The sequence below is a fragment of the Clostridium sp. NkU-1 genome (assembly GCA_001312405.1).
Genome location: BBDR01000017.1, coordinates 23,031 through 46,743, shown reverse-complemented (window position 1 = coordinate 46,743; position 23,713 = coordinate 23,031). Strand labels below are relative to the sequence as shown.

The window sequence follows — 23,713 nt, the reverse complement described above, 5'->3', positions numbered from 1 at the left end:
CCGGATTCACGCCTGCCACCAGTCTGGTCTGCTTAAAATCATTGACCTCTGTTGTGATTGCAAAGTTTCCGCTGTAAACCAGGGCAAAGCCGTAACAATCTCCTCCCTCCTCTGTTGCTTCAGGCTGCAGAGAATGGCCGAAGGGTTCTGATAATGGCTGGAAATTCCTCTGGCGCTGTCCACTGTAATTTTCCCGTGTCTCACAGAAGTTCTCTCCGCACACCGCTCATGACCCCAGCTTCCGTAAAAGGTGATCATATCCATCTGATCAGTCGGGAAAGAAATACAGGTGGAATGAGCCGCATTGACAAACACGGTCTGTTCCCCTGCATTCTGAATCCTGGCGCATCTTGTAATGATGTCATACTCCTCCAGAACGCCGTAAACAAGAGTCACCTCCACCTGGGTATAAGGGTCTCTCATCAAAACTTCAAGAGTGTGCCATGTGCCGCCATTATCCCGTAAAGACGGCATTCCATTTAAGCTGTATTTGCCGTCTGTCACTTTATGTGACACATACCTTAAATCAATGCAGTTGGAGCCATCCCCATTGATCACGCTGACAGCAGAAACCCGGAAATCCGAAACCCCGAACCCCGGATATTCCTGTTCCAGAACATCCAGACAGATGGTCCTGTCCTTTTCCGACTCATAAGGATTGGCTTCAAACCCATGGCGGATCCTTACAGGAAGATAATCCGCTGCATCGGATATCTTTTTACCATAGTACAGGTGTTCTAAAAATCCATACTCCGCCACCCGGAACTGGTAGCTTGTATTTTTCGTGTTAAGCAAAAATACCTTTTTATCCTCAATATATTGTACACTCATATTGAACCTCAATCTTTCAAAAATTTTAGAAAAAAAGCGGAAGTCTCATCCGATTCCCGCTTTTCTTTTCTGAAGCTTATTTAATTATACTCCAATTACTTGATCGCGCTGTCCACCATGCCCTGGATAAAGTATTTCTGCAAAAACAGGAATACCAAAACCATGGGGAGGATTCCAATAAAAGCCGCTGCCGCTGCTCCATTGACATTGGCCGAGTCTGCGGAAAAGAAGCCTGCAATGGCCAGCGTAATGGTCTTAATCCGGGGTGACTGGAGTAAGTATAGGGCAAACTGGTAATTGTTCCAGCAGTTCACACCGGTGATAATGATAACAGAAGCTGTTACCGGCTTCAGCTGAGGCATGATGATCCTGAAAAATGTCTGGAACGGCCCGCAGCCGTCAATTGCCGCCGCTTCCTCAAGGGCAACCGGAATGCTGGTAATAAAGCTTGAAAACAAAAAGATGCTGGTGGGAAGCTGGAAGGTAATTAAGGTCACGATCATGCCCCAGTAGGAATTGATTCCCTGAATCTTAGCCATAAAGGAATACAGAGGAACCAGAATGCTTAAGGGCGGGATCATCATGACGCCCATAATGAACCCTTTCACCAGGTTGTTAAGCCTGCTTTTATTTCTCGCCAGAGGATAAGCCGCCATGGCACCGACGACCACAATAAACAGGATTGACATGCCGCTGATGATCACCGTATTTTTAAGGGCCAGAAGCATTCCTCCCCGCTCCAGCGCGGTATAAATATTTTTTTAAGTAAAGATATCCCGGAAATGCCCACCTGGAGGAATGGTCATATGGTGATTTGAACGCAATGGCAACCACCATATAGATGGGTACAAAGTGGACTGCAATGATCATGAGAGCCAGGACATATCTCCAGGCATTGGAAAATCTTGATCCTTTCATTACACATCCACCTCCTTTTTGTCAAAATACCCCATGACCATATTGCTGATGATCATAATCAGCAGGAATGAAAAAAATTCCGATGGCAGAAGCATATCCTGCGGACTGAGCCGAAAAATACTGGTTCGTAACAAGAGTGGACAGGGAATGGGTGCTGAATCCCGGTCCGCCGCTTGTAAGAGCCATAACCAGGTCAAAGAGCTTTAATCCTCCGATCAGGTTTAAGATGGTAGAGGAGGAAATGGCCGGCATCAGCAGCGGAATGGTGATGTGCTTAAAACGCTCCCAGAAGGTGGCTCCATCAATCATGGCTGCTTCATAATACATGTTCGGCACATTCTGGAGCCCTGCCAGGTAGATGACCATGGCCACGCCCACAAACTGCAGGGAGTTTACCAAAACAATGATCCGGATGGCTGTCCCTGAATGGACCAGCAGGTCCACCGGCTCCATATGGAGGGCGGTCAAAATATCATTGACCGCACCCCCGTCATACTGAAAGAAGAAATACATGATGTAACCCATAATCAGCGGAGCAATCATAACCGGCATGTAGATAACCGTTCTGACAATGGAACGTCCCTTAAACTTTGTATTTAAAAATAACGCGTAGCCAAGACCTAAGATATTCTGGATCACGGTACTCATAACACCGTAAATAAGGGTATTGACCAGTGCTGTCTTTACATTTGCATCCTGAAACAATCTGGCATAATTCTTAATTCCAACAAATTTCATTGACTGGGAATACCCATTCCAGTTGGTAAAGGACAGCCGGATACCCTGGATAAACGGATAAATCACAAAAACAAGAAACAATATCACTGCCGGAATATAAAACAGATTGATTGCTGATTTTTTCTGAATCTTCATGTTTACTCCTGTGCTTTCTTTTCCTCATAGCTTGTTTTCATCTGGTCCACTGCAACAGTAAGGGAATCTGCCTGTCCTGAAACAACGGCAGCTCCTGTTACGCAGAGGTCATTCCACATGCCGCTCGGCAGATATTTTCTGTCAAAATAAGGGATATTTAAAATGGAACTGTCATTTGCATATTTATCATAGTAAGGAGCCAGTCTTCCTGTATCACTTACCACATTGTCAAGACCGGAAGGCATACCGCATTTGGTAGCAAGATAAGAGCTGATGTCTTCACGGGCAAGGAATTCCATAAACTGCTTTACTTCCTCCGGATGCTTTGTAGTCTTTGACATACCCACTGCAAAGTGCTCACCTGTCATCAGGGACTGTTTCAACCCTTCTTCTCTTGCAGGAAGAGGCATAAAGCCCATTTCTGTATCCGCGTTCTGAACGTAGGTTTCTGTGATTCCGCTGGCTGCAGTAAACATGAAAGCTGCCTTATCAGCCGCAAGAGCCTTGATACCTGTCATGAAATCTGCTGTAACGGCATCTGTATTGAAATATCCCTTCTGCCTCCAGGAATCAATCTGATTTACAACCGTATTCCATTTGCCCCAGTCAAAGCTGCCGTCTAAAAGAGCTGCCTGATTGGCTTCATCCTCGTTTGTAATCAGGGTAGGCGCTACGAAATCCATCATATTTCCCATGGTGTAGCTGTCTTTTCCGCCAAGCTGGATAGGTGTCAGTCCTGCTGCCTTGATCTTCTCGCAGGCTGCCTCAAAATCAGCCCAGGTTTTGATGTCATCTACATTCACACCAGCTTCTTTCAGCACATTTTCGTTATAGATCATTCCTGTTAAATCCATGTCAATTGGAAGGGTATAAAGGTTTCCTTCCCCATCTGTGATCTGTTCCTTAATGCTTGGGGAAATGTGAGATGCAAACTCAAAATCATTTAAAGGTGCTAAGTATTCTGCATATCTTGCAACTGCCCAGCCATGGGTTGTCCATGCATCAGGAAGCTGGTTGGAAGCCATTCTGGTCTTCATAATATCAGAAAAGTTGCTTCCCGGCATGACCGCTTCCACGCCGATTCCCGTTTCCTCTGTAAACTGCCTGCACACATCCTGAATGCATCGCTGACAGACTCGCCGTTTAAGTTATATAAAAATTCAATGGTAACGCCTGTGGGAGTTACTGCATTCCCTTTTGTTTCTGTCTTTTTTTACCGCTGCTGTCGTTGCGGTTGTGGTGGTCTCCACAGGTTCCTGGGGTGCCTTGGAGCAGCCTAACACGCTGACTGCAACTAAGCCTGCCAGTGAGGCAAGTGCTAACTTCTTCATAATAATTCTCCCTTACATTCATATTGGTTTTTAGCCGGCTATTTTGTATCTTTAGTTTATCACAGTCCGTTTGGTTCCGTAAGATACTCAAATCTACACTTTCAGGCTCTTTTCTATTATTTTCCTGATAGGGGATTGAAAAAGGGATCTATTATGTATACAATATAGGCCCAGGAGGTGACCCCATATGAAAAAAACGTCAGAGCTTTCAAAACCGGTTTTGGCCCTGTTTCTCGTTAGCATTGTTTTGCCTATCCTCATCATGGCCACCATACTTGCGTTTTACTTCCAGAACAGAATTTACAGGGATAATGAAAAATACTTTTCAACCTCCCTTTATTCTATCTCAACCAATTTAAGCACCTATGTATCCGACTTAAAAAGGCTGGCCCTGACTCCTTATATTTACGATGATATTCTGAACTTTTATGCAGCCGTTGAGAATGGGGAATACACAAATAACGGTTCTTTGGACTACCAGATCGAGCGGCACCGGCAAAACTACACCACTTCCATACAGCGTATTTTAAATACCGCAAGGGAGGATATCCTGGCAGTTTCTTTCATGCCTGTAAACCCGGACAACCATATCATCGTTACTGCAACAAAAACAAGCGACCTCATCAACACCACAGACTACCCTTACCAGCAAAAACCCTGGTATCAGCAGGTCTTAAATACGACGGATCCATATCACTTTATGGTTTCAGAGCCTCCCCCTTATATCCGCTCTGAGACAACGGTGATCTCTGCCCTGCATACGGTCCGCAACGTGTACACCAAACGGAAGCTGGGCATCATCCGGATCGATGCCTCCGACAAAATCATCAAGGATATTTTCAGCAGCGTAAACTTAAGCCAAAATTCTGGCTTTGTCATCGCAGGCCAGGATGGAACCCCTGTTTACCAGGTGGGAAAGGTGGAGGAAGGCGTCCTTAAAAAGCTGTCTGCCGCAGAAAATATGATCCGGACAGACTCTGATACTTACCGCCTGTACAAAAGCGATATTTCAGGAATGCCCTGGCAGCTTATTTTTGTCTCCTCCCAAAACGATATCTTTAAGGAAGTATCCATTGTCTGGAGCCTGGCTGCTATTTTAAGCCTTGCCTCCATACTGGCCGCATTCTCAATCTTCCGTTCCAACTCAAAGAAGACTGCCCTTGCCTTAAATTCCATCTTAAATACCATGAAAAAGGTGGCAAGAGGAGATTTGGAGGCTTCTGTCCCTGACACAGACCTTTTGCAGAACGATTCCTTTAACACGGAAGAATTGTCCCTGATTGCGGAGAATTTAAACGAGATGATCCAAAAGCTTCAGCTTTACATTGACCAGTCCTATAAATATGAAATCGACCGACAGGAGGCAGAATACCGTGCCCTTCAAAGCCAGATCAACCCCCATTTTCTCTACAATACCTTAAACTGCTTCCTGTCCATGAACCGGATTGGTATGAAAAAAAGAGCTGGAGGACAGCATTATCCAGCTGACCAGAATATTCCGCTATACCTGCAGCAATGCAAAGCTGACCACTGTACAGGAAGAATTTGAATTCTGCATCCAATACTGCAATCTCCTTAAAATACGTTATGATGAACGCCTGACCTTTATAAGCTCCATGGAAGAAGAGGCAAAGTATATTTCCATTCCAAGGCTTCTCATCCAGCCCCTTGTGGAGAATGCCCTGAAACATGGAATGGACAGTGATGGCATTTCCATAACCATCTCCATTTCCGCCTTCATTGAGGATCAGACCCTGATTCTGGAAGCTAAAAACAACGGAATTCCCATTAATATTCAGGAAGTATACTCCGATGGAAAGGTTGGCATAAGAAATGTGGGAAACCGCATAAAAATCTTTCACCCCCATGCTTCCTTTGAGATAAAACTAATTGGAGATATTACCTCCATGAGAATTAAGATACCCCTGGAAGGAGAGACCTCTGTATGAAAATTCTTCTGGCTGATGATGAACGCCTCATCCGGCTTGGATTAAAAAGCATGATTGAGGAACTTTATCCCAACATGCACCAGTTTTTTGAAGTGGAAAACGGAGAAAACTTTTAAAGCAATTGGAAAAAGAATTGCCAGACCTGATTTTTCTGGATATCCATATGCCGATGCTCACCGGGCTGCAGGCATTTTCCCGGTTTCATAAGCTAAAAATCCCGGTGGTCATGCTGACCGGATATGCAGAATTTACCTATGCCCAGGAAGCCTTAAAGCTGGGAGCGATTGACTATCTCTTAAAGCCTGCCAGCCTGGAGGAAGTCAGAACTACCATGGAAAAGGCTGCTTCCCTTTTTGGAGAGCGGGAGCTTTTGCTGAAAAAGGATTATGAACTGGAATTTGAAAAAAATTCTTGACCTCCATACCTCCATCCGGTTTTTGCAGACTCCCAAATACGTTCTTCCTCCTTACACGGCTGTTCTTTTTTTATGTTGACCATTATCATAAGGAGACCTTTAAAAACGATTTAGATGAGCTGAATGCCATACTCTCTTCCATCTCCTCCCGCTACGGTGCCCGGTATGCATTCACCTTTTTGCCTACAGGTGAAATCTGTTATCTTACCAGTACCGTCATCCCTGCTGAGGAGTTCCATAGCGCGCTGGTCCGGTTTCATCAGACCAGCGTATGTACGGCAACCGGATTTCATGTTTCCGCCGGGAATCTTTCAGAACTGTTTGCACAGTTTGAGTCGGTTCAAAGGGAGGAAAGCCTGCGCCTTTGCGTCCGCCTTGGATCGGTTATATCTGAGAAAGAGAGGCAGACCTTTTCCCCTCTTCTGCCTTTTTCGGATTTACTGGAAAAGCTTTTGATCGCCCACCAGACAGATGATGTTATGGGCTTTCAGAATCTTCTTCATACACTTTCCCAATTTCCTCATGAAAAAAAGGTCTTTGAGCTTTGTGATGATTCCTTAAACCGCATTTTTACAATGGAATCAGGAACAACTGTCAGCATTCTATCCTTTAACCAGCTTGTGGAATATTTAAAGCAGATGACCTCACAGAACCAGAGCATTGATTTAATCGATAAAATCAATGCTTATATTGAGGAACATTATATGGATCAGATTGGAATCAATACGATTGCAGATATGATTGATATTTCGCCCAATTACTTAAGCAAAATCTATAAGATGAAAACCGGAGAAAAATTTGTTGACCACTTAACCGGCGTCCGCATAAAAAAGGCAATGGAGCTTATGTCAGGAGGCCATACTTCCACGGTCCGGAATACTGCCGAACGGGTGGGATATTTCAGCACCAGGTATTTTACCAAGGTTTTCTTAAAAAGTACGGGAATCTCACCTTCCGAATATTTAAAGGGCCATCTGTTAAACGAAGGGAAGCCTGCCCTTTTATAAGAGGCAAAGACCCCTGCAGGCTCCAGAGCCTGCAGCGTTTCTTCCTCATTTGTGTTATATTTTAATACCCCAGTTCCTCGTCTACTATAATTACCTTAATCCTGTCCTTCACAAACTGGCCTGCAATCAGGACAAAATCATTGCATATCCTCTCCCTGTGTCCACAGTCAATGCAGCGGCCAAGGGAGGTACAGGGAGTTGACTTGTTAAGCCGCTTTGCATCTAAGGGAGCCGCGATCTGCCTGGTTCTTTTTATAGCTGCCTCCACATCTTTTGTTATCTTATTGGCCCCTGCAACCACGATGACCTGTTCCGGTCCGTACAGCATAGGGGCCACCCGGCTCCCATTGCCGTCAATATTAAAGATCTTCCCGTCCATGGTAATCGCATTGGCTCCGGTGATAAATGTGTCTGCCGAAAAATTCCTTAAGTATATCTTCCGTTTTTCTTCCCTGGTAAGAGAAGGATCAAACTTATCCGGAAAGTCCACATCCCGATTCCTTAAATCCTCAAACACCCCGGTCTGTTCAAGGGTGACCGAATCTCCGCAGCCTACGGTCGTCCCATCTGCAATGAGCTTCCTTAAAAGTTCCAGAAGTTCATTTTTATCCTGAACCAGATAACCTGCCATATTATTCCGCTGAAGATGTTTTATCAATAAGGGAATGTCCTGTCGGTTTTTTTGTGAATAAAGATCCATAGATTTTTCCTCCAAAGTTAAACATAAGGCTGAAAACCATAAAGAAAATGAGACAGACTATACCGCAACCCGAAATCCTGCAGTACAGCCTGTATTTTAACCATCAACCGTTCTCTTAACGATCTCCAAGAGGTTTATAATCCTCTTCCTGCATCACACTGATGTAGGCCGGACGGATGATCTTATCCATGTTGATAAGCTCTTCGATCCGGTGGGCACTCCAGCCTACAATCCTTGCAATGGCAAAGATCGGGGTGAACAATTCCTTGGGAATGTCCAGCATGCTGTACACAAAGCCGCTGTAAAAGTCCACGTTGGCGCTTACGCCTTTATATATCTTTCTTTCATCTGCAATTACCTGGGGAGCCAGGCGTTCGATCATGGAATATAGGTTAAAATCAGCCAGCCGCCCCTTTTCCTCTGACAGTTGTTTAACAAAGCCTTTAAATACTTCTGCACGGGGATCGGATTTGGAATAAACCGCATGTCCCATACCGTAAATAAGCCCTTTCCGGTCAAATGCTTCCTTATGAAGAAGCTTTCTTAAGTACTTCTCCACTTCCTCCTCATCCTTTAAGTCATGGACCCCTTTCCGCAGATCCTCCATCATTTCCACAACCTTAATGTTGGCGCCGCCATGCTTTGGTCCCTTTAAAGAGGCAAGTGCAGCCGCGACCACACTGTAGGTGTCCGTACCTGAGGAAGTGACCACATGAGTCGTAAAGGTGGAGTTATTTCCTCCTCCATGCTCCATATGAAGGATCAGGGCCAGGTCGAGTACATGGGCTTCCACCTTGGAATACTTCATATCAGGCCTTAAGAGCCTTAAGATATTTTCTGCCGTAGACAGCTTTTCATCCGGCCTGTGGATATACATGCTGTCCCCTCTCTCATAGTGGTTGAACGCATGATATCCATAAACTGCCAGCATCGGCATGACGCTGATTAACATCAGGCTCTGTCGGAGCACATTGGGAACAGATATGTCGCCGGCCTTTTCATCATAAGAGGCCAGAGTGAGAATGCTTCTGGCAAGGCAGGACATCATATCGTGGCTTGGGGCCTTCATGACCACATCTCTGACAAAATTGGTAGGCAGAGTCCGGCTGTAGCCCAGGGTCTCCGTAAAGCGTTCCAGCTGGCCTTTGTCTGGCAGATCTCCAAAAAGAAGAAGATAGGCAATTTCCTCAAATCCAAAACGCCCCTCTCTTACAACGCCGTCTACCAGATCATGAATATTATATCCCCGGTAAAACAGCTGGCCTTCACACGGGACCTTTTCCCCATCTACGACTTTGTTTGATAAAATCTTTGATACCTTGGTCAAACCTGCCACAACACCGTTGCCGCTTTTATCCCTAAGCCCCCGCTTTACCTCAAACCTGTCGTAGGCTTCCAAGTCAATTCTTTCGTCATTCAAACAAATATCAGACCATTCTTCCACATTTTTCATAAAATCTTTCTGGTTCATCATGCAACACCTCTTTCTGAAATCAGGTCGTCTAGTTCCACTGTATTCTTCCCATTGGGCTTTCTAAGCCTGCGTCATCCCCTTTCTCTTACTGCAGAATCATTAAAACGTTCATTTTTGAACTTTTCAATATAATATATAATTTTATTTAAAAAAATCAAGTAATATTTAACCATTGCGTTAAGCCCTGTGATTATACAACGACATATATTGACAAATTTCTCTCCAAATCTTATACTTGCCTTAATTTCCCTTAGAGAAATATATCGGAGGTTTTCCATGAAAATAGAATTTTCCCTGTTTTTCTTTATAGAAGCTGTCGGAACCATAGCCTTTGCCTCTTCCGGAGCCATGGTTGCCATAAAAAAACGGCTGGATCTTCTTGGAGTCATTGTTTTGGGTGTTACCACCGCCGTGGGAGGCGGTATGTTAAGGGATATTATCATAGGAAATGTACCTCCTGCCCTTTTTAAAGACCCTATTTATGTATTACTGGCCTTTATAACGGTTATGCTTTTATTTATCATCGTAAGACTGAACCAGAAAATACTGGATGGGCGATCCCTGGAAACCTATGAAAAGGTTATGAACATATTTGATGCCATCGGACTTGGGGCCTTTACCGTAGTCGGAATTGATACAGCAGTGCTTTCCGGTTATGGGGATTACCACTTTCTCATCATTTTTTTTAGGCGTCATCACCGGAGTCGGCGGCGGCATTCTGCGGGACATTATGGCCGGACAAACTCCATATGTCCTTAGAAAGCATATTTATGCCTGTGCTTCCATTGCAGGCGCCATCCTTTATGCCTGGCTTATGAACTGCATAGATGGCAATATCGCCATGCTGGCGGGCGCATGCTCTGTGGTTTTGATCCGTCTTCTGGCGACCCGCTTTTGCTGGAACTTACCTACCGCAACAAAACATTAATTCCCTCAAGGAGGAATCCCATGAACCGTTTGCTTCAATATACTGCTGGAATCATATTTTCCATCTGCCTGATGATCGTGCTTTTATTCACCTCTGTGGAGGCTGCTGTGTACTGGACTCCAGGATACTTCGAAAAAGAATATACCAAATATAATGTGACCCAGGCAGTCTCCATGACAATGGAGGACCTTCTAGACGTTACCAGTGAGATGATGTCTTATCTGCGGGGGAAGAGGGACAATCTTCACGTAGAGACCACCATAGGAGCGTTGAACGGGAATTTTTTAATGCCCGTGAAATCGCCCATATGGAGGATGTCCGCGGACTGTTCTTAGGTGCCCTGTCCATACGGTCAGGCTGCCTCATGGTCATGGCCTTATGCCTTATTGTTCTTCTTTTATTAAAGACCAATTTCAAAAGGACTTTTCCCCGGGCCGTGTGCGCGGGCACCGGGATCTTTTTTTTCCTGTCTGCTGCCACAGCGCTCATTATTTCCACAGATTTTACCAGATATTTTATTATGTTCCACCATATATTCTTTAAAAATGACTTGTGGATGCTGGATCCTTCCACCGATATGCTCATTAACATTGTACCGGAAGGCTTCTTTCGGGACACGGTCTTTCTCATCGGTTTTATCTACCTTTTCTCCATTCTGCTGATTTGGGCCATCTGCCTTTTTATTATGGGCAAGTCATCCATATACAAATGTGGGAAAAATCGCGAATAATCTTTACTTGTTACAGCAAATAACCTATACTGTAGATTGAAGTATCGTCTGAAACCGAATGAAAGCTTATGGAGAGATTACTCAATATGACTCAATTTTTTAAAAATTTTTATATTTTTTTTCTGTGCCTGCTTTTTTTTGCTTCCTCCTTTACCAGAACTTCTATGGGGGCCGCAGACTGGCCTTCCGGCCCGTCGGTCCAGGCGCAGGGAGCCATTCTGATGGATGCAGACACCGGAACCGTGCTGTGGGGCCAGAACATACACAACGAATATTTTCCGGCCAGCATTACAAAGGTCATGACTGCGCTCTTGGTCATTGAAAAATGCAGTCTTGATGAAACAGTAACATTTTCCCATAACGCCGTATTTAATGTGGAATCCGGAAGCAGCAATGCCGGGATCAATGAAGGGGACAAGCTGTCTGTCAAGGACTGCCTGTATGCCCTGCTGCTTAAATCAGCCAATGAATCAGCCAATGCCCTTGCAGAGCATGTGGCGGGAAGTACCGAAGCCTTTGCCGATATGATGAACGTCCGTGCAAAGGAGCTTGGATGTACCAATACCCATTTTTCCAATCCAAGCGGCTTAAATGACCCGGAGCATTATACCTCCCCTTACGACATGGCCCTCATTGCAAGAGCAGCCTTTAATAATCCTGTTTTTGAAGAAATCGATTCTACAACCTATTATAAGCTTCCGCCTAACTCCATCAATAAAGAAGGGCTTTCCATCTATCCCGGTCATAAAATGATGCGTAAAAGCACTCCTTTCTACTATTCGGGCATCATCGGCGGCAAAACAGGCTACACCACGCTGGCCGGCAATACCCTGATAACCTGTGCGGAAAGAAACGGAATGAAGCTGATTACCATAATCTTAAAGGGATCCACTCCCCAGTATTGGGCGGACACGAAACATCTCCTGGATTTTGGTTTTGAAAGTTTTGTTTCCTTAAAAGCTGCGGATTACGAAAAAACCTACAGCTCCGTTACCAGCGACTTAAATTTCAGCGGACTGGCCATCACCAGACCGGAGGCCCTGGTTTTAGATCCTGACAGCCGGATCATCCTTCCTAAAACGGCAAACTTTTCAGATGCAAAAGCAGAACTCAGCTATGATATTTCATCAGGGGACCTGAAAATGCCATTGCAAAAATAAACTACCGTTATAATGACCGGGTCGTAGGCAGTACCTTCCTGGAAGTAAATGACGTCTTATTCCAGAACAAGGAAGCAGAGACCAGGATCGCCGCCATCCCTCATGCCGAAACCGATTCCCAGTCCGGCGAGGCTTTGGACCCGTCTGCCGCCCAGACTTCCGTAAACCCTTCCGGAAAACGTCCGGAAAAGGAAACGGAAGATTACCGGGAAAAGGCTTTAAGGCCCTTTGAGATCCCCTTAGCTGCCTGGCTTATATTAGGAAGCGTGGGAGCAATCGCTTTAATCGGATGTGCAGCAGCATTTTTCATATACCAGAAACACAGGGAAGAACAGGACTTCCTTGTAAGGCGGGAGCAGCGCATGAAACGCCTTCGGGACTCCGGTGTTTCAGCCGATGAATTCAACAGCATTCTGGAACAAAGGCGCAGTTCCTATTCATCAAAACGGAAAGGACGGCGGGGAGGCCGTTTCAAATTTCGTTAGATAACAAGGGGTATTCCATGAGAAAACATAAAATTATATCCAAAAGGGACCTGCTTCGAAATTTTATAATCACCTTTATTTCCCTCCTGTTTGCCACCATCCTTTCCTACATGATGCACATACTGGGAGGATATACTAACAATGTAGGAATCATTTATATGATGGCAGTGGTTTTGATCTCCCGCTATTCCACCGGCTATATACCAGGAGTTATTGCATCCTTTATCAGCGTGATCTGTGTAAACTTTGTGTTTACTTACCCATATATGGCGTTTAACTTTACAATGGAAGGATACCCGATCACCTTTATGGCACTGTTAATCATATCCTCCATTACAAGCGCTACTACGACCCATTTAAAGGAGCAAAGCCGTATCTTAAACGAACGGGAAAAGATGTTAATGGAAGCGGAAAAGGAGGCCTTGAGAGCAAACCTTTTACGGGCCATTTCCCATGACCTTCGAACTCCCCTCACAGGAATCATCGGTGCCAGCAGCACATACCTGGAAAATTCAGGCACCATGCCGGAGGCAGAAAAAACCAGCCTGGTCTCCAATATACGGGAAGATGCCAACTGGCTCTTAAATATGGTGGAAAACCTGCTCAGCGTCACCAGGATCCGGGATACTGGAGCTCAGGTTTTAAAGCGCCTGGAGCCGCTGGAAGAGGTAGCTTCCGAGGCCATTGAGCGCTTTCACAAAAGGCTGCCAGGATCCATTGTCCATGTGACCGTACCAGATGAGTTTGTCATGGTACCAATGGATGCCACTTTAATTGAACAGGTGATTATAAATCTTCTGGAAAATGCCGTCTATCATTCCAATTCAACGGACCCCATCAGCTTATCGATCTTCGTAGAGGATGGATATGCCTGGTTTCAGATCCGGGATCATGGCGTGGGAATTTCTCCGGAACGGCTGGAGACTTTATTTGACGGTTATACTTCATCACCCAACAGCAGCTATGATTCCCATAAGGGAATGGGAATCGGGCTTTCTATCTGTAAAGCCATTGTAACTGCACACGACGGAAAAATTACAGCCGCCAATGAAGAACATGGCGCTGTTTTAACATTTACATTACCATTAGGGGAGAATGCTTATGAGTAAGTTTACAATCGTCATGATTGAAGACGAAAAAAATATCTGCAACTTTATTGAAAGCGCATTGGAAAGACATGATTATAAAGTAAATACCGCCTATAACGGGCGGGATGGACTGGCTCTCATCAATTCCCTTTGCCCTGATGTGATCCTTTTGGACTTAGGGCTTCCTGATCTGGATGGAATTGATATCATTAAAAGCGTCCGAAGCTGGACTTCGATTCCCATTATAGTCATTTCCGCCAGGACCCAGGAGCATGAAAAAGTGGCTGCTCTTGATTTCGGTGCCGATGATTATATTACAAAGCCTTTTGGAACCAGTGAACTTTTAGCCAGGATCCGAACTGCTCTGCGCCACGGAAGGCCTACCGTCAGTACCGTAGATGGTTCTGTCATACCTACCCCATACAAGAACGAAGAACTGCTTATTGATTTTGCCAAGCGCCTTGTCACACTTGGCGGACATAAGATTCATTTGACTCAGATCGAATATAAGCTGGTTTCCCTTCTTGCGGAAAACTCCGGAAAGGTCCTGACCTATGACTACATTATAAGCACATCTGGGGACCTTACGCAGACAGCAACAATCAGATTCTCCGCGTCAATATGGCCCATATCCGCAGAAAAATAGAAAACAATCCGGCAGAGCAAAGTATATTTTCACGGAAATCGGGGTTGGATACCGAATGAAGGAAAGCGAGATTTAGGAAAGGGGGAATCCCCCTTCTTTTTATTATGCTTTCGGGTTTTTTGTTTTTTTCCACCCGTTTTTTTCTGGTCTCTTCCTTTTTTTTCGTAAATCTCCCGGACATCTTCCTCTCCAACCAGCCTCATGGTTTTAACTACGTAGACACGTCCGTCATCAGTCCGCCTCATACGGATCTTGCCCTTTACATTCCCATGCTCAGGACAGCATCCAAGAGCCGTGTAAAACTTCTGGTTCACGGAAAACCATCTGATCTTTTTTTCTCAGCATCCGGTTGCACTTGCAGCAGATTAAATCCGTAACGGTTTTGTCCCCAATGGCATCCTGTTTTGTCTCAAAGGGCCTTGAGATGTATTTGGAATACCCGGGAAATACCAGATATACCTCTTCCTCTTTATTTTCCGGCAGGCGGTAATAATCCGTTGACCAGTATTCCCGGACCTTTTCAAAATCCATTTGATTCATAACCCGCCCGGTATAATGGGCATCGTCAAGGGCCCGGTGAAAAGGCCTCTCTTCCATGACCTGCAGCTCTAAAACTGCAATGTCAAGGGACTGCCTATCCTTTCCATCTCCATAAAGCAGGCTGTAAAGCTTTTGCACGTCATAGTAGAGAAAGGGCTTGGGAAACGGATTTGGAATTCCATAAAAAGCTATATTCCGCTGCAGCTCCGTTAAGTCCATGGACCCCCAGGTGCAGAATACAGCGTCCTCTCCGCACCATATAAGGAATTCCTTTACGGCTTCCTCAAAGTTCCGTCCCTCTTCCATCAGGGTCTTTTCATCCATATGGGTCACTTCCAATATCTTTTCATGAAGCTCCGGATAAACCTGAGGTTTTATAAGCCGCTTAAATTCTTCTACTTCTTCCAGGGCCTCATTTAGCTTTACCGCCCCGATCTCTATGATTTCAAAGGGAAGGCGTTCTACCGTCTCCTCCTTCCCTCGGTTGCTCTGGTTCCATTCCAGATCCAGTACAATATAATTCTCCATATTTCACTCTTTAATCCTTTATTCTGTCAGACCTCTAAGCTTTTCCCGTATCCTCTGCCTGCGCCTCTCCGTCTCTTCTTTCTCAAGAGTCCACGTCCCGTCAGCCTCTGTAAGGATATCCCCCTCCCTTACGCCTTCAGGCAGCGCGGCAGCCTGAATCTTTACCATATCTCCGTTTTCATCCTCACAGATAACGATCTGTTCCCCGATTCTGTCAATGGTATACTTCATAACCTTTCCCCTTCCTTCTGTGCCAGGCTAAGGGTTGCAGCTTTGGCACGGCTCATATCCCATCTGTATCAGTTCCTCCCTGGAGCCCTTATAGGTCTTCCGGTTCTCTTCCTTCATGGAAGCTGCCGACTTGCAGTCCGGCAGGTGAAATTTTTTGGTGTTGGTATTGATTACATATTCCTGGTCTGCTGCCGTATTTTGTGTCCTGTCTCCGCCAGTTCCTTCTTTGATCTCCGGGAAGGTGACCTTTGATCCGTCACTCACTGCCACTATGGTTCCAAGCTGGTCCGTCCGCAAAGCCTTAATGTTCCGTTTTTTTTAACATATTCAGGACTTCCTTGTGAGGATGTCCATAATCATTATTCTTTCCGCAGGAAATCACTCCATATTCAGGATCAACCTGATCCATAAAGCCTTCGGATGATGAGGTGGAGCTTCCATGATGGGAAAGCTTCAGCACATCGGCCTTTAAAGGAAAGCCGTTTGCCACCATATCCTTTTCTGCATCTTTTTCTGCATCTCCGCATAAAACAAAGCTGTTATTTCCATAAACCAGCCGCAGACCTATGGACCAGTTATTCAGATCATCCCCATAATCTCTGTTGGGAGCAATGATCTGGAACGCTGCATCTCCTAAGGTGTAGGTGTCCCCTGGTTTAGGAACGGTAATTTTTAAATTTTTATCCGCTATCGCATCAAGCAGGCGTTCATAAACCTTTGTGGTATGTTCCTTTTCCGGCAAAAATACCTTTTGAACATCGAACTTCCGGATAACTGTTTCCAGCCCGCCGATATGGTCAGAATGGGGATGGGTTCCGATCACGTAATCCAGCTTCTTCACTCCCTGTTTCTCCAGATAGGAAGCAACTGTCTCGCCCTGGTCCCGCTCTCCTGCGTCTATCAGCATGTAATGCCCGTCTTTTTCTACTAAGGTGCTGTCTCCCTGGCCCACATCAATAAAATGCACCTTTAGATCCGTACCCGCCTCATTTCCCCATTGTCCCTGGGGCAATGGGGAAGAGCTTTCAGCCGGGCTGCATCCTGCCATACAAAGAGCCAGGAGACTGCCGCTGCCGCCAATACCCGCTTATAAAATTTTCTTATCTTTTTTTCTGCCATTTCTGTCTGCCTCCGCCTTGTTATTATATGATAGAATCTTTAATCCTACAAGTATTTTTAAAAGGGCCGGGCTCCAGGCGATCAAAAAGGCGGACCGCAAAAAGCAGTCCGCCAATTTATTAATCCTAAGGAAGTTTCGCTCCGTCGGCTCCAACCTTAGCCCCATCAGGGTTATGGTGTTCACCAGCATCTGTCCGCCTGCAAGGTCGCAGAAATACTGTTTCCCATTCCAGGCAATCCAGCCTGTAACCATATAGCCCTTCTCATTGAAGAAATACCACTGTCCATTGATATTCTGCCAGATGTTAACAGGATAGCTTCCATCGCTGTTTGCATACCACCAGCCGGTTCCATCCTGTTTCCAGCCGCCTCCGTTTTGGGCAAATGTACGGTTTTGTCCTGCGGCCGCCTCATCAACGTAATTGGCGGAAGACTCCACCCAGTCACCTTTATTCTCGGCATTTTGTTTATTGACAGGCCGCACCTTAAAGGTATAGTTTCCAGCCTTTCCCATGGACTCAGCCAGATCCAGACTCGTTCCCACGGCGGTCTTTACCCCTCCCGTGTGCTTTCCGTCACGGTACACCTTCACTTCATAACTTCCCGCTCCGGCTGCAGGACTCCAGACAGCCAGGGTCTTAGAGCCCCATGACGCGCTTTCTATGGCCTGGGTAAACTCGCCGACCCTGGGAAGATCTATGGTCAGCGTCAGCGTCTGGCTGAAATCTTCCCTTGCCTGCTTTACGAAGGTTCCTTTGTCAATGGTAAAACCGGATTCTGTTACGGAAAAATAATATCCTTCCTGGGCATACAGCTTCACTTCCATTCTTGGTATATCATTCTCATCCCACTGAAAGCCGCTGTTGGTAAATTCATACTCTCCCACATCGATCTTGTTGTTCTTGGACGTTATCTCAGCCTGCTGGTCAGATATCGTGCCTCCCGGTACAATATTTGCAGTCACGGTTAAGTTCACCGTTGTGATTTTCTTTCTGGATGCTGCCATGGAAGTCATGCAGTTAAGCCCTGTTGCCATAGTCACAGCAAGCACCAGTGACAAGATTTTCTTACACTTCATATACAATCCCCCATCTTTCTTTCATTTCAATTTCAGATTGCGATGCAATAGGCTTATTATACCCCATCCCCAGGCGTTTGTGAATAGCCATTCTGGTTTTGTAAGGTTTTGCGGCTATTTATTCCTTCCCGCTCCTGAAGCTGTCAGGCAGCCAAGACCCTCTATTGTGTATTAAGTATATTTTTATTCTTGTTTTATCTTTATTTTTATATAATTTAATTCTTTTTTCTTTCTGATCGTTAATAATATATCAAAATATTACTAATTTTATAGTGATTTTAAGCAGATATATATTGCATTATGACAACCGATATGGTAAACTAACGTCAATGAAACATTTGCCAGAGAAAAAGAGAAAGCAGAGGTTACATTTCCGTCATTATCTCTAATACGGGATGTAAAGCTGATTCTCTTTTTCTTTTTAGGAAAAGGAGGATAAGTTTTTCATGAAAAAGAAGCGTTTTTTCCGGGTTGATCGAACCTTATCTGTATTTATTGCCCGCCATGTTTTTCTTTACGGCTTTCCTGTTTTGGCCGTTCCTCAAGACCATTTGGCTCAGTTTTGCCATGACAACTCCCCTTGGGGCAGTTTCCTCCCTTGTGGGCCTTGGGAACTATATTTCCATTTTTACCTCCCAGGCCTTTCAAAACAGCCTTCTGGTATCCTTTCAATACGCAGTCATGACCGTGTTCTGCTCCATTGTCATAGGCTTTGTCCTGGCAATCATAAGCAATGAAAACATTAAAGGGAAAAACTTATTCCGTACCATTTATGCCCTGCCCATGGCCATTTCCGCAGCGGCAGCTTCTGTTGTATTTATGTTCATTTTCCACAGCAGCCTGGGAATTATCAATAAGGTTTTAGGAACCCACATTGGCTGGCTGACGGATCCTAAGTACGCGCTGGGTGCCGTCACCCTTGTGACCGTATGGATGAACATCGGATTAAACTTTATATTCCTTACTGCCGCTTTGCAGAGCGTTCCAACAGACCTGTATGAATGTGCAGCGATTGAAGGGGCCGGATTTTATGCCAAGCACAGGCACATCACCATCCCGTGCATATCACCTACTGTTTTCCTTTTGATCATCAATGTCATCAACGCTCTTCAGGCTTATGCTCAGGTTAAGATGATGACCCAGGGCGGACCTTCGGGAAGCACCAACGTCATTGTGTACCAGATCTATCAGGAGGCCTTTATAAACAGCCGGTTCGGCATGGCCTGCGCAGAATCCATCGTATTGTTTATAATCCTCATGGTTCTGACCCTGCTTCAATTTAAACTGGAAAAGAAGGTGACCTATTGATGAAAAACAAACTGGCAAAATATTTGCTTTATGCTTTAAATATCCTTTTTGCTGTCATCATCATCTCACCTGTTGTCTATTGCTTTAACGTCAGCATGATGACTATGAAGGAAGTATTTTCCGGCGGCTTCTGGCCAAGGCAGCTGATCCCGGATAATTACATAAAAGCCCTGCAGCTGGCTCCGTTTTTTTACCTTTATCAAAAACTCCCTGATCGTGTCCGGTACAGTTACCTTTGGGCAGATCGGCACCGGAGCATTGGCGGCCTATGCATTTTCCATGATGAAATTCCGAGGCCGGAACGCCCTGTTCTTACTGATGCTTGCAACCATGATGATTCCCAGCCAGGCTATCATCATTGCAAACTACCTAATCATATGCGACCTGGGACTTAAAAACACCTATACGGCCCTGATCCTTCCTAACGTTGCTTCCGCTTTTGCGGTATTTAACATGAGACAGGCGTTCCTTCAGCTTCCCATGGAGATAAAAGAGGCAGCGGATATTGACGGATGCAGCAACTTCCGTTTCTTCTGCTCCATTGCCCTTCCTCTTGTAAAACCCTCTATGGGCGCACTGGGTATCTACATCTTCCTTCAAAGCTGGAATCACTATTTATGGCCTCTGCTTGTAACGGATTCTGTGAACATGAGAACCGTTCAGATCGGCCTTGGTATGCTTCAGGGTGCGGAATCCACGGACTTCCGCCCGGTCATGGCCGGTTCCATGATCATCCTGATCCCCTCCATCCTGGCCTTCATATTAGGGCAGAAACAATTAATTTCCGGCCTCACTTCAGGCTCTGTAAAAGGATAAGTATTTTATACAGCCTAAAAAGGGCTGTATAGAAATAAAACCATATAATTTAAGGAGGATATCTATGAAAAGAAGAAAAAGATGGCTGGCGGCAATGATGCTGCAGTCATGTCCATGACTCTTGCCGCATGCGGAGGAAGTGCTTCCACTTCCGGAGGAACCACGGCGGCAGGCTCCACAGAAGCCGCTGACACCAAAGCCGCGGCTGAAGGGGGAAAACAGTCATCACCTTATGGCATGCATGGGAGGCGTAAACGGGGAGGCAACCGAAGCTCTGGTGAAGGCCTTTAACGAATCCCAGAATGAAATCGAGGTAAAAAGTGAATACCAGGGAACCTATGACGACCTGATCACCAAGCTGAAAGCGGCCATGCAGAGCGGTAACATGCCGGATGTTTGCCAGATGTACGACATCGGCACAAAATTCATGACTGACAGCGGTTATGCCATTCCGGTACAGGATATGTTTTCCACCACAAACTTTGATCCTTCCACCGTTATGGACATCATCACCAGCTACTATACCGTAGACGGAAAACAGATGTCCATGCCGTTTAACGTTTCCACTCCAATGCTTTACTACAACAAGGACGTTTTTAAAGCTGCTGGCTTAGACCCTGACACCCCGCCCAAGACATTTGACGAGGTTTTAGAATTCTCCAGGAAAATCGTAGAAAGCAAAGCAGCTCCGGTAGGCTATGCCCAGGCCATTTACGGCTGGTTCTTTGAACAGCAGATTGCTGGACAGGGAAAGTTTTATGCAAACAATGAAAACGGTCGTAAAGCACCGGCTACTGAAGTCGATTTCTTAAATAACGGAGCTGGACTTAAGATTTTTGACACCTGGAAAAAGCTCATGGATTCCGGATATGCGGCAAACTACGGCAGCACCACCGCTGATACCCAGACCGCATTCTTCTCCGGCCAGACTGCCATGATCATTGAATCCACGGCAATTCTTAAAAATGCTACGGCCAGCAGTGATTTTGAGATCGGTACCGGATATCTTCCAAAGATCGATGCAGCTGCTGCCGACGGCGGCGTGATCATCGGAGGCGCCTCCCTGTGGATGATGGACAATAAGGATGAGGCAAAAAAAGAACGCTGCCTGGAAGTTCATTGAGTTCACCACCGCACCGGAATCCCAGGCCACATGGAGCATGTCCACCGGATACTTCGCAGTTAACCCGAAGCTTATGAAACTCCTGCCATGAAGGACTTTATTGCCCAGAACCCCAACTTTACCACAGCCATCAACCAGTTAAAGGATACTCCTGTTAACGGATACACTGCAGGCGTATTATCAGGAGTCGCTACCGAGTCCAGAAAGCTCTTTAACGAAGCAATGGAAAAGACCTATGACGGCACCTATACTCCGGAACAGGCGGTAAATTTCCTGGCTGAAAAAGTGAATGCTGCCATCGCAAATTATAATTCATCTACAAAGTAATGACCCCAAAGCTCCGGCAGGAATGAAGCCGGAGGCTTTCTTTTTTCCTGTTCCTTTTCGGAACCATCCCTCTTAAATCGCTAATATGAAAAGCCGTCTGTAAAGTCAAAAAAATAACGGGCAGATTCTTATAATTAGTTGATTATTTCCGATATATTACATAGCACGAAAAGCATTTTTCAGCCCCACACATTCAGGCTTAAAAATCGGGAAAGGAACGATAAGATGAAAAAAACAGAATACAAATGCCAAAGATTCCGGCAAAGAAAGGGGTTCTCTGATAAAAAAACTTATCTATTGGCAAAAAGCTGATTCTAGGTTTTGGCGTAATACTTATGATAATCATAGCATCCACCGCCCTGTCTGCATTGAACACGAAAAACCTTGGATTCCAGGTGGAACGCTATTACCGCTATACCGTACCTAACACAAACAGTACATGGACCATGAGATCCAGTCTGGCCTCGGCGCAAAAATATCTTTTACAGGCAATTCTTGACAATGATATGCAGTCCGTACAGAATAGCCTGCTAAGGCCCAGGAAGAGGAAGAAAGCGTTTCCAACGCATTGGAAGCCTTTGTCAGCAACCAGTCTTCCAACGCAAGAGATAACGATATCGCGCAGCTGAGGGATTTGTTATCAAAGACCCGATCTGCAAGAGAAGAGATTTCAGGCTGATTATTGCTTCCTCCAAAGGAAACAGCACTAAGGCCTATGAATCCTATAAAAACAATTATTCACCTGCCATTGATCAGGCCGGAGAAATCCTGTCAAACATTTCAAATATCCAGCTGCAGTTTGCCACTTCTCAAAAGCTGGAAGCGCAAGGCTACATAAAATCAGCATGGTTCTCCCTTTCTGTATCCCTGCTGATTTCCCTGCTGTTTACCCTTTTCATTACCGTGATCATCAGAAAATCTATTTTGGATCCTGTGAAGGAAATTGATCTTGTTTACAAAGAAATGTCAAAAGGTAATTTACAGGCCCAGGTTACATATGTAAGCAGGGATGAGCTTGGAAGCATGGCCGAAAATATCAGGAATACAAACGCAGCCATTACCTCCTATATCCGTGACATTACAGAAAAGCTGAACCTTCTGTCACAGGGAGATATGCGTTTTTCCATGGATTTAGACTATGTCGGAGACTTTGCAGCCATTAAAAATGCAATTATAAAAACGGTTTCTTCTTTAAACCATACTCTCCTCATGATTGATGTTGCCGCTCAGCAGGTGAATTCCGGAACAGAACAGGTATCGGCCGGAGCACAGCAGCTGGCAGCCGGTTCCACGGAACAGGCCGCTTCCGTAGAGGAACTTTCCTCCGCCATTGCCAGCATCACAGAACAGGCCGCAGAAAATTCAAAAAAATGTTATAAAAGCAACCGAGTATGTAGACCAGACCAGCCATAACGTTAAAAACGGCGGTACTCATATGAAGCAGCTTACAAAAGCAATGGACAATATCGGCATCTTTTCTGATCAGATTACAAATATAACTAAGGTCATTGAGGATATTGCATTCCAGACTAATATCTTATCCCTCAATGCTGCCATTGAAGCCGCCCGGGCTGGTACTGCCGGCAAAGGCTTCTCCGTAGTAGCTGACGAAGTCGCAATCTTGCCGCCAAATCCGGGGAGGCTGCAAAACAGACAGCAGAGCTGATACAAAATTCCGTACACGCGGTTCAGGAAGGCACTGAGATCACTCAGAAAACCGCGCAGATCCTGGAGGATATTGATAAAACCACCGGCTTTATCAATGATATCGTCAATCAGATCAACTTATCAGCTTCCGAGCAGGCATCATCCATTGAGCAGATCCGCATAGGATTAGAACAGGTATCAGCGGTTATACAGGCAAACGCAGCAACTGCTGAGGAAAACTCAGCCTCCAGCGAGGAAATGAGCGCCCAGGCTAATACACTGCGGGAGGAAGTAGAAAAATTCAAACTGGATACAGAACAAAAACCAGAGATAAAAGATACAAATAAATACGAATATGAAGCCAGGACAGAAACGTCCTATGACAAATACTGAGAAAAAGCAGAACACCAGGCAGTCATATTTGTGTGAAAGAATGATTAAGGGCAGCCGCCAGGCAGATG

33 protein-coding genes and 1 pseudogene are annotated in these 23,713 nt (G+C 45.3%); 20 read left to right on the top strand and 14 right to left on the bottom strand.

The window, feature by feature from the left end; translation table 11 throughout:
- Positions 1-6: 6 nt before the first annotated feature.
- The 6 genes from JCM10519_RS32375 to JCM10519_RS32365 all read right to left on the bottom strand — a co-directional run bounded on the left by JCM10519_RS32375 (position 7) and on the right by JCM10519_RS32365 (position 3,953).
- On the bottom strand, positions 7-831 hold the full coding sequence (locus tag JCM10519_RS32375; RefSeq protein WP_347844929.1) for a glycoside hydrolase family 36 N-terminal domain-containing protein: 825 nt from the start codon (positions 829-831) through the stop codon (positions 7-9).
- Between the two features lie 95 nt (positions 832-926).
- On the bottom strand, positions 927-1,559 hold the full coding sequence (locus tag JCM10519_RS20165; protein ID WP_347844928.1) for a carbohydrate ABC transporter permease: 633 nt from the start codon (positions 1,557-1,559) through the stop codon (positions 927-929).
- On the bottom strand, positions 1,543-1,749 hold the full coding sequence (locus JCM10519_RS32370; protein WP_347844927.1) for a hypothetical protein: 207 nt from the start codon (positions 1,747-1,749) through the stop codon (positions 1,543-1,545). The genes JCM10519_RS20165 and JCM10519_RS32370 overlap by 17 nt, the downstream gene beginning before the upstream one ends.
- Positions 1,750-1,770: 21 nt before the next feature.
- Entirely contained in the window at positions 1,771-2,622 is an 852-nt protein-coding gene (locus JCM10519_RS20160) for a sugar ABC transporter permease (protein WP_347844926.1), read from the bottom strand.
- Between the two features lie 2 nt (positions 2,623-2,624).
- Positions 2,625-3,734 (bottom strand): extracellular solute-binding protein, encoded by a 1,110-nt coding sequence (locus JCM10519_RS20155; protein ID WP_347844925.1) that lies wholly within the window; start codon positions 3,732-3,734, stop codon positions 2,625-2,627.
- A gap of 48 nt (positions 3,735-3,782) precedes the next feature.
- A complete protein-coding gene (locus tag JCM10519_RS32365) occupies positions 3,783-3,953 on the bottom strand; it encodes a hypothetical protein (RefSeq protein WP_347844924.1) in 171 nt (56 codons plus the stop codon).
- A gap of 187 nt (positions 3,954-4,140) precedes the next feature.
- Here JCM10519_RS32365 and JCM10519_RS20150 point away from each other — a divergent pair, with 187 nt between their 5' ends.
- From JCM10519_RS20150 to JCM10519_RS20145, 4 genes are all read left to right on the top strand, one after another.
- Positions 4,141-5,502, top strand: a complete 1,362-nt coding sequence (locus tag JCM10519_RS20150; RefSeq protein ID WP_347844923.1) for a histidine kinase — start codon at positions 4,141-4,143, stop codon at positions 5,500-5,502.
- On the top strand, positions 5,417-5,902 hold the full coding sequence (locus tag JCM10519_RS32360) for a histidine kinase (protein ID WP_347844970.1): 486 nt from the start codon (positions 5,417-5,419) through the stop codon (positions 5,900-5,902). The genes JCM10519_RS20150 and JCM10519_RS32360 overlap by 86 nt, the downstream gene beginning before the upstream one ends.
- 133 nt (positions 5,903-6,035) lie before the next feature.
- Complete coding sequence (locus JCM10519_RS32355) at positions 6,036-6,317, top strand: response regulator (RefSeq protein WP_347844922.1); 282 nt, start codon at positions 6,036-6,038, stop codon at positions 6,315-6,317.
- Entirely contained in the window at positions 6,314-7,324 is a 1,011-nt protein-coding gene (locus JCM10519_RS20145) for a helix-turn-helix domain-containing protein (RefSeq protein ID WP_347844921.1), read from the top strand. Before JCM10519_RS32355 ends, JCM10519_RS20145 begins: the two co-directional genes overlap by 4 nt.
- A 61-nt stretch (positions 7,325-7,385) precedes the next feature.
- Here the strand turns inward: JCM10519_RS20145 and JCM10519_RS20140 are convergent, their stop codons facing one another.
- Both JCM10519_RS20140 and JCM10519_RS20135 read right to left on the bottom strand, forming a co-directional pair.
- Positions 7,386-8,024, bottom strand: coding sequence for an LUD domain-containing protein (locus tag JCM10519_RS20140; RefSeq protein WP_054741412.1), 639 nt, complete (start codon positions 8,022-8,024; stop codon positions 7,386-7,388).
- A gap of 115 nt (positions 8,025-8,139) precedes the next feature.
- Entirely contained in the window at positions 8,140-9,498 is a 1,359-nt protein-coding gene (locus tag JCM10519_RS20135) for a citrate synthase (protein WP_054741410.1), read from the bottom strand.
- A 276-nt stretch (positions 9,499-9,774) separates the two neighbouring features.
- Here JCM10519_RS20135 and JCM10519_RS20125 point away from each other — a divergent pair, with 276 nt between their 5' ends.
- From JCM10519_RS20125 to JCM10519_RS20105, 8 genes and pseudogenes are all read left to right on the top strand, one after another.
- Complete coding sequence (locus JCM10519_RS20125; RefSeq protein WP_347844920.1) at positions 9,775-10,257, top strand: TRIC cation channel family protein; 483 nt, start codon at positions 9,775-9,777, stop codon at positions 10,255-10,257.
- Positions 10,154-10,426 (top strand): TRIC cation channel family protein, encoded by a 273-nt coding sequence (locus JCM10519_RS32350; protein ID WP_347844919.1) that lies wholly within the window; start codon positions 10,154-10,156, stop codon positions 10,424-10,426. The genes JCM10519_RS20125 and JCM10519_RS32350 overlap by 104 nt, the downstream gene beginning before the upstream one ends.
- Before the next feature lie 20 nt (positions 10,427-10,446).
- A complete protein-coding gene (locus JCM10519_RS32345; protein ID WP_347844918.1) occupies positions 10,447-10,761 on the top strand; it encodes a DUF1461 domain-containing protein in 315 nt (104 codons plus the stop codon).
- Entirely contained in the window at positions 10,734-11,156 is a 423-nt protein-coding gene (locus JCM10519_RS32340) for a DUF1461 domain-containing protein (protein ID WP_347844917.1), read from the top strand. Before JCM10519_RS32345 ends, JCM10519_RS32340 begins: the two co-directional genes overlap by 28 nt.
- Before the next feature lie 86 nt (positions 11,157-11,242).
- Positions 11,243-12,316 (top strand): D-alanyl-D-alanine carboxypeptidase family protein, encoded by a 1,074-nt coding sequence (locus JCM10519_RS20115; protein WP_347844916.1) that lies wholly within the window; start codon positions 11,243-11,245, stop codon positions 12,314-12,316.
- Between the two features lie 134 nt (positions 12,317-12,450).
- The gene (locus JCM10519_RS32335) at positions 12,451-12,801 is read left to right on the top strand and encodes a hypothetical protein (protein WP_347844915.1); all 351 of its coding nucleotides are present in this window, start codon (positions 12,451-12,453) and stop codon (positions 12,799-12,801) included.
- Positions 12,802-12,818: 17 nt separating this feature from the next.
- Positions 12,819-13,910: a DUF4118 domain-containing protein gene (locus JCM10519_RS20110; protein ID WP_054741405.1), complete on the top strand. Its 1,092-nt coding sequence runs from the start codon at positions 12,819-12,821 to the stop codon at positions 13,908-13,910.
- Positions 13,903-14,611, top strand: a pseudogene (locus JCM10519_RS20105) (response regulator). Before JCM10519_RS20110 ends, JCM10519_RS20105 begins: the two are co-directional and overlap by 8 nt.
- Positions 14,612-14,808: 197 nt before the next feature.
- Here the strand turns inward: JCM10519_RS20105 and JCM10519_RS20100 are convergent.
- Genes JCM10519_RS20100 through JCM10519_RS20085 form a run of 6 tightly spaced genes read right to left on the bottom strand, consistent with a single transcriptional unit; the run spans position 14,809 to position 18,031 of the window.
- Positions 14,809-15,603 (bottom strand): 3'-5' exonuclease, encoded by a 795-nt coding sequence (locus JCM10519_RS20100; RefSeq protein WP_347844914.1) that lies wholly within the window; start codon positions 15,601-15,603, stop codon positions 14,809-14,811.
- An 18-nt stretch (positions 15,604-15,621) separates the two neighbouring features.
- On the bottom strand, positions 15,622-15,834 hold the full coding sequence (locus JCM10519_RS20095; protein WP_054741404.1) for a DUF3006 family protein: 213 nt from the start codon (positions 15,832-15,834) through the stop codon (positions 15,622-15,624).
- Between the two features lie 27 nt (positions 15,835-15,861).
- The gene (locus JCM10519_RS32330; RefSeq protein WP_347844913.1) at positions 15,862-16,131 is read right to left on the bottom strand and encodes a hypothetical protein; all 270 of its coding nucleotides are present in this window, start codon (positions 16,129-16,131) and stop codon (positions 15,862-15,864) included.
- Between the two features lie 4 nt (positions 16,132-16,135).
- Complete coding sequence (locus JCM10519_RS32325) at positions 16,136-16,801, bottom strand: MBL fold metallo-hydrolase (RefSeq protein WP_347844912.1); 666 nt, start codon at positions 16,799-16,801, stop codon at positions 16,136-16,138.
- Positions 16,802-16,803: 2 nt separating this feature from the next.
- Positions 16,804-16,953: a hypothetical protein gene (locus JCM10519_RS32320; protein ID WP_347844911.1), complete on the bottom strand. Its 150-nt coding sequence runs from the start codon at positions 16,951-16,953 to the stop codon at positions 16,804-16,806.
- The gene (locus JCM10519_RS20085) at positions 16,922-18,031 is read right to left on the bottom strand and encodes a cell wall-binding protein (RefSeq protein ID WP_347844910.1); all 1,110 of its coding nucleotides are present in this window, start codon (positions 18,029-18,031) and stop codon (positions 16,922-16,924) included. Before JCM10519_RS20085 ends, JCM10519_RS32320 begins: the two co-directional genes overlap by 32 nt.
- Before the next feature lie 567 nt (positions 18,032-18,598).
- Between JCM10519_RS20085 and JCM10519_RS20080 the strand changes: the two genes are divergently transcribed.
- The 8 genes from JCM10519_RS20080 to JCM10519_RS20050 all read left to right on the top strand — a co-directional run bounded on the left by JCM10519_RS20080 (position 18,599) and on the right by JCM10519_RS20050 (position 23,271).
- Positions 18,599-19,339: a sugar ABC transporter permease gene (locus tag JCM10519_RS20080; protein ID WP_347844909.1), complete on the top strand. Its 741-nt coding sequence runs from the start codon at positions 18,599-18,601 to the stop codon at positions 19,337-19,339.
- 216 nt (positions 19,340-19,555) lie between these two features.
- Positions 19,556-20,155, top strand: a complete 600-nt coding sequence (locus JCM10519_RS20075) for a carbohydrate ABC transporter permease (protein WP_347844908.1) — start codon at positions 19,556-19,558, stop codon at positions 20,153-20,155.
- A gap of 81 nt (positions 20,156-20,236) precedes the next feature.
- Positions 20,237-20,446, top strand: a complete 210-nt coding sequence (locus JCM10519_RS20070) for a hypothetical protein (protein ID WP_054741402.1) — start codon at positions 20,237-20,239, stop codon at positions 20,444-20,446.
- Entirely contained in the window at positions 20,388-21,278 is an 891-nt protein-coding gene (locus JCM10519_RS20065; RefSeq protein WP_347844907.1) for an ABC transporter substrate-binding protein, read from the top strand. Before JCM10519_RS20070 ends, JCM10519_RS20065 begins: the two co-directional genes overlap by 59 nt.
- 87 nt (positions 21,279-21,365) lie before the next feature.
- Positions 21,366-21,605 carry a hypothetical protein gene (locus JCM10519_RS20060; protein ID WP_054741398.1) on the top strand — a complete coding sequence of 80 codons (240 nt, stop codon included), beginning with the start codon at positions 21,366-21,368 and terminating at the stop codon, positions 21,603-21,605.
- A gap of 296 nt (positions 21,606-21,901) precedes the next feature.
- Positions 21,902-22,234: an MCP four helix bundle domain-containing protein gene (locus tag JCM10519_RS32315; protein WP_347844969.1), complete on the top strand. Its 333-nt coding sequence runs from the start codon at positions 21,902-21,904 to the stop codon at positions 22,232-22,234.
- Between the two features lie 274 nt (positions 22,235-22,508).
- The gene (locus JCM10519_RS20055; RefSeq protein WP_054741396.1) at positions 22,509-23,018 is read left to right on the top strand and encodes a HAMP domain-containing protein; all 510 of its coding nucleotides are present in this window, start codon (positions 22,509-22,511) and stop codon (positions 23,016-23,018) included.
- A gap of 22 nt (positions 23,019-23,040) precedes the next feature.
- Positions 23,041-23,271 (top strand): methyl-accepting chemotaxis protein, encoded by a 231-nt coding sequence (locus JCM10519_RS20050; RefSeq protein ID WP_054741394.1) that lies wholly within the window; start codon positions 23,041-23,043, stop codon positions 23,269-23,271.
- The last annotated feature ends 442 nt before the right edge of the window (positions 23,272-23,713 follow it).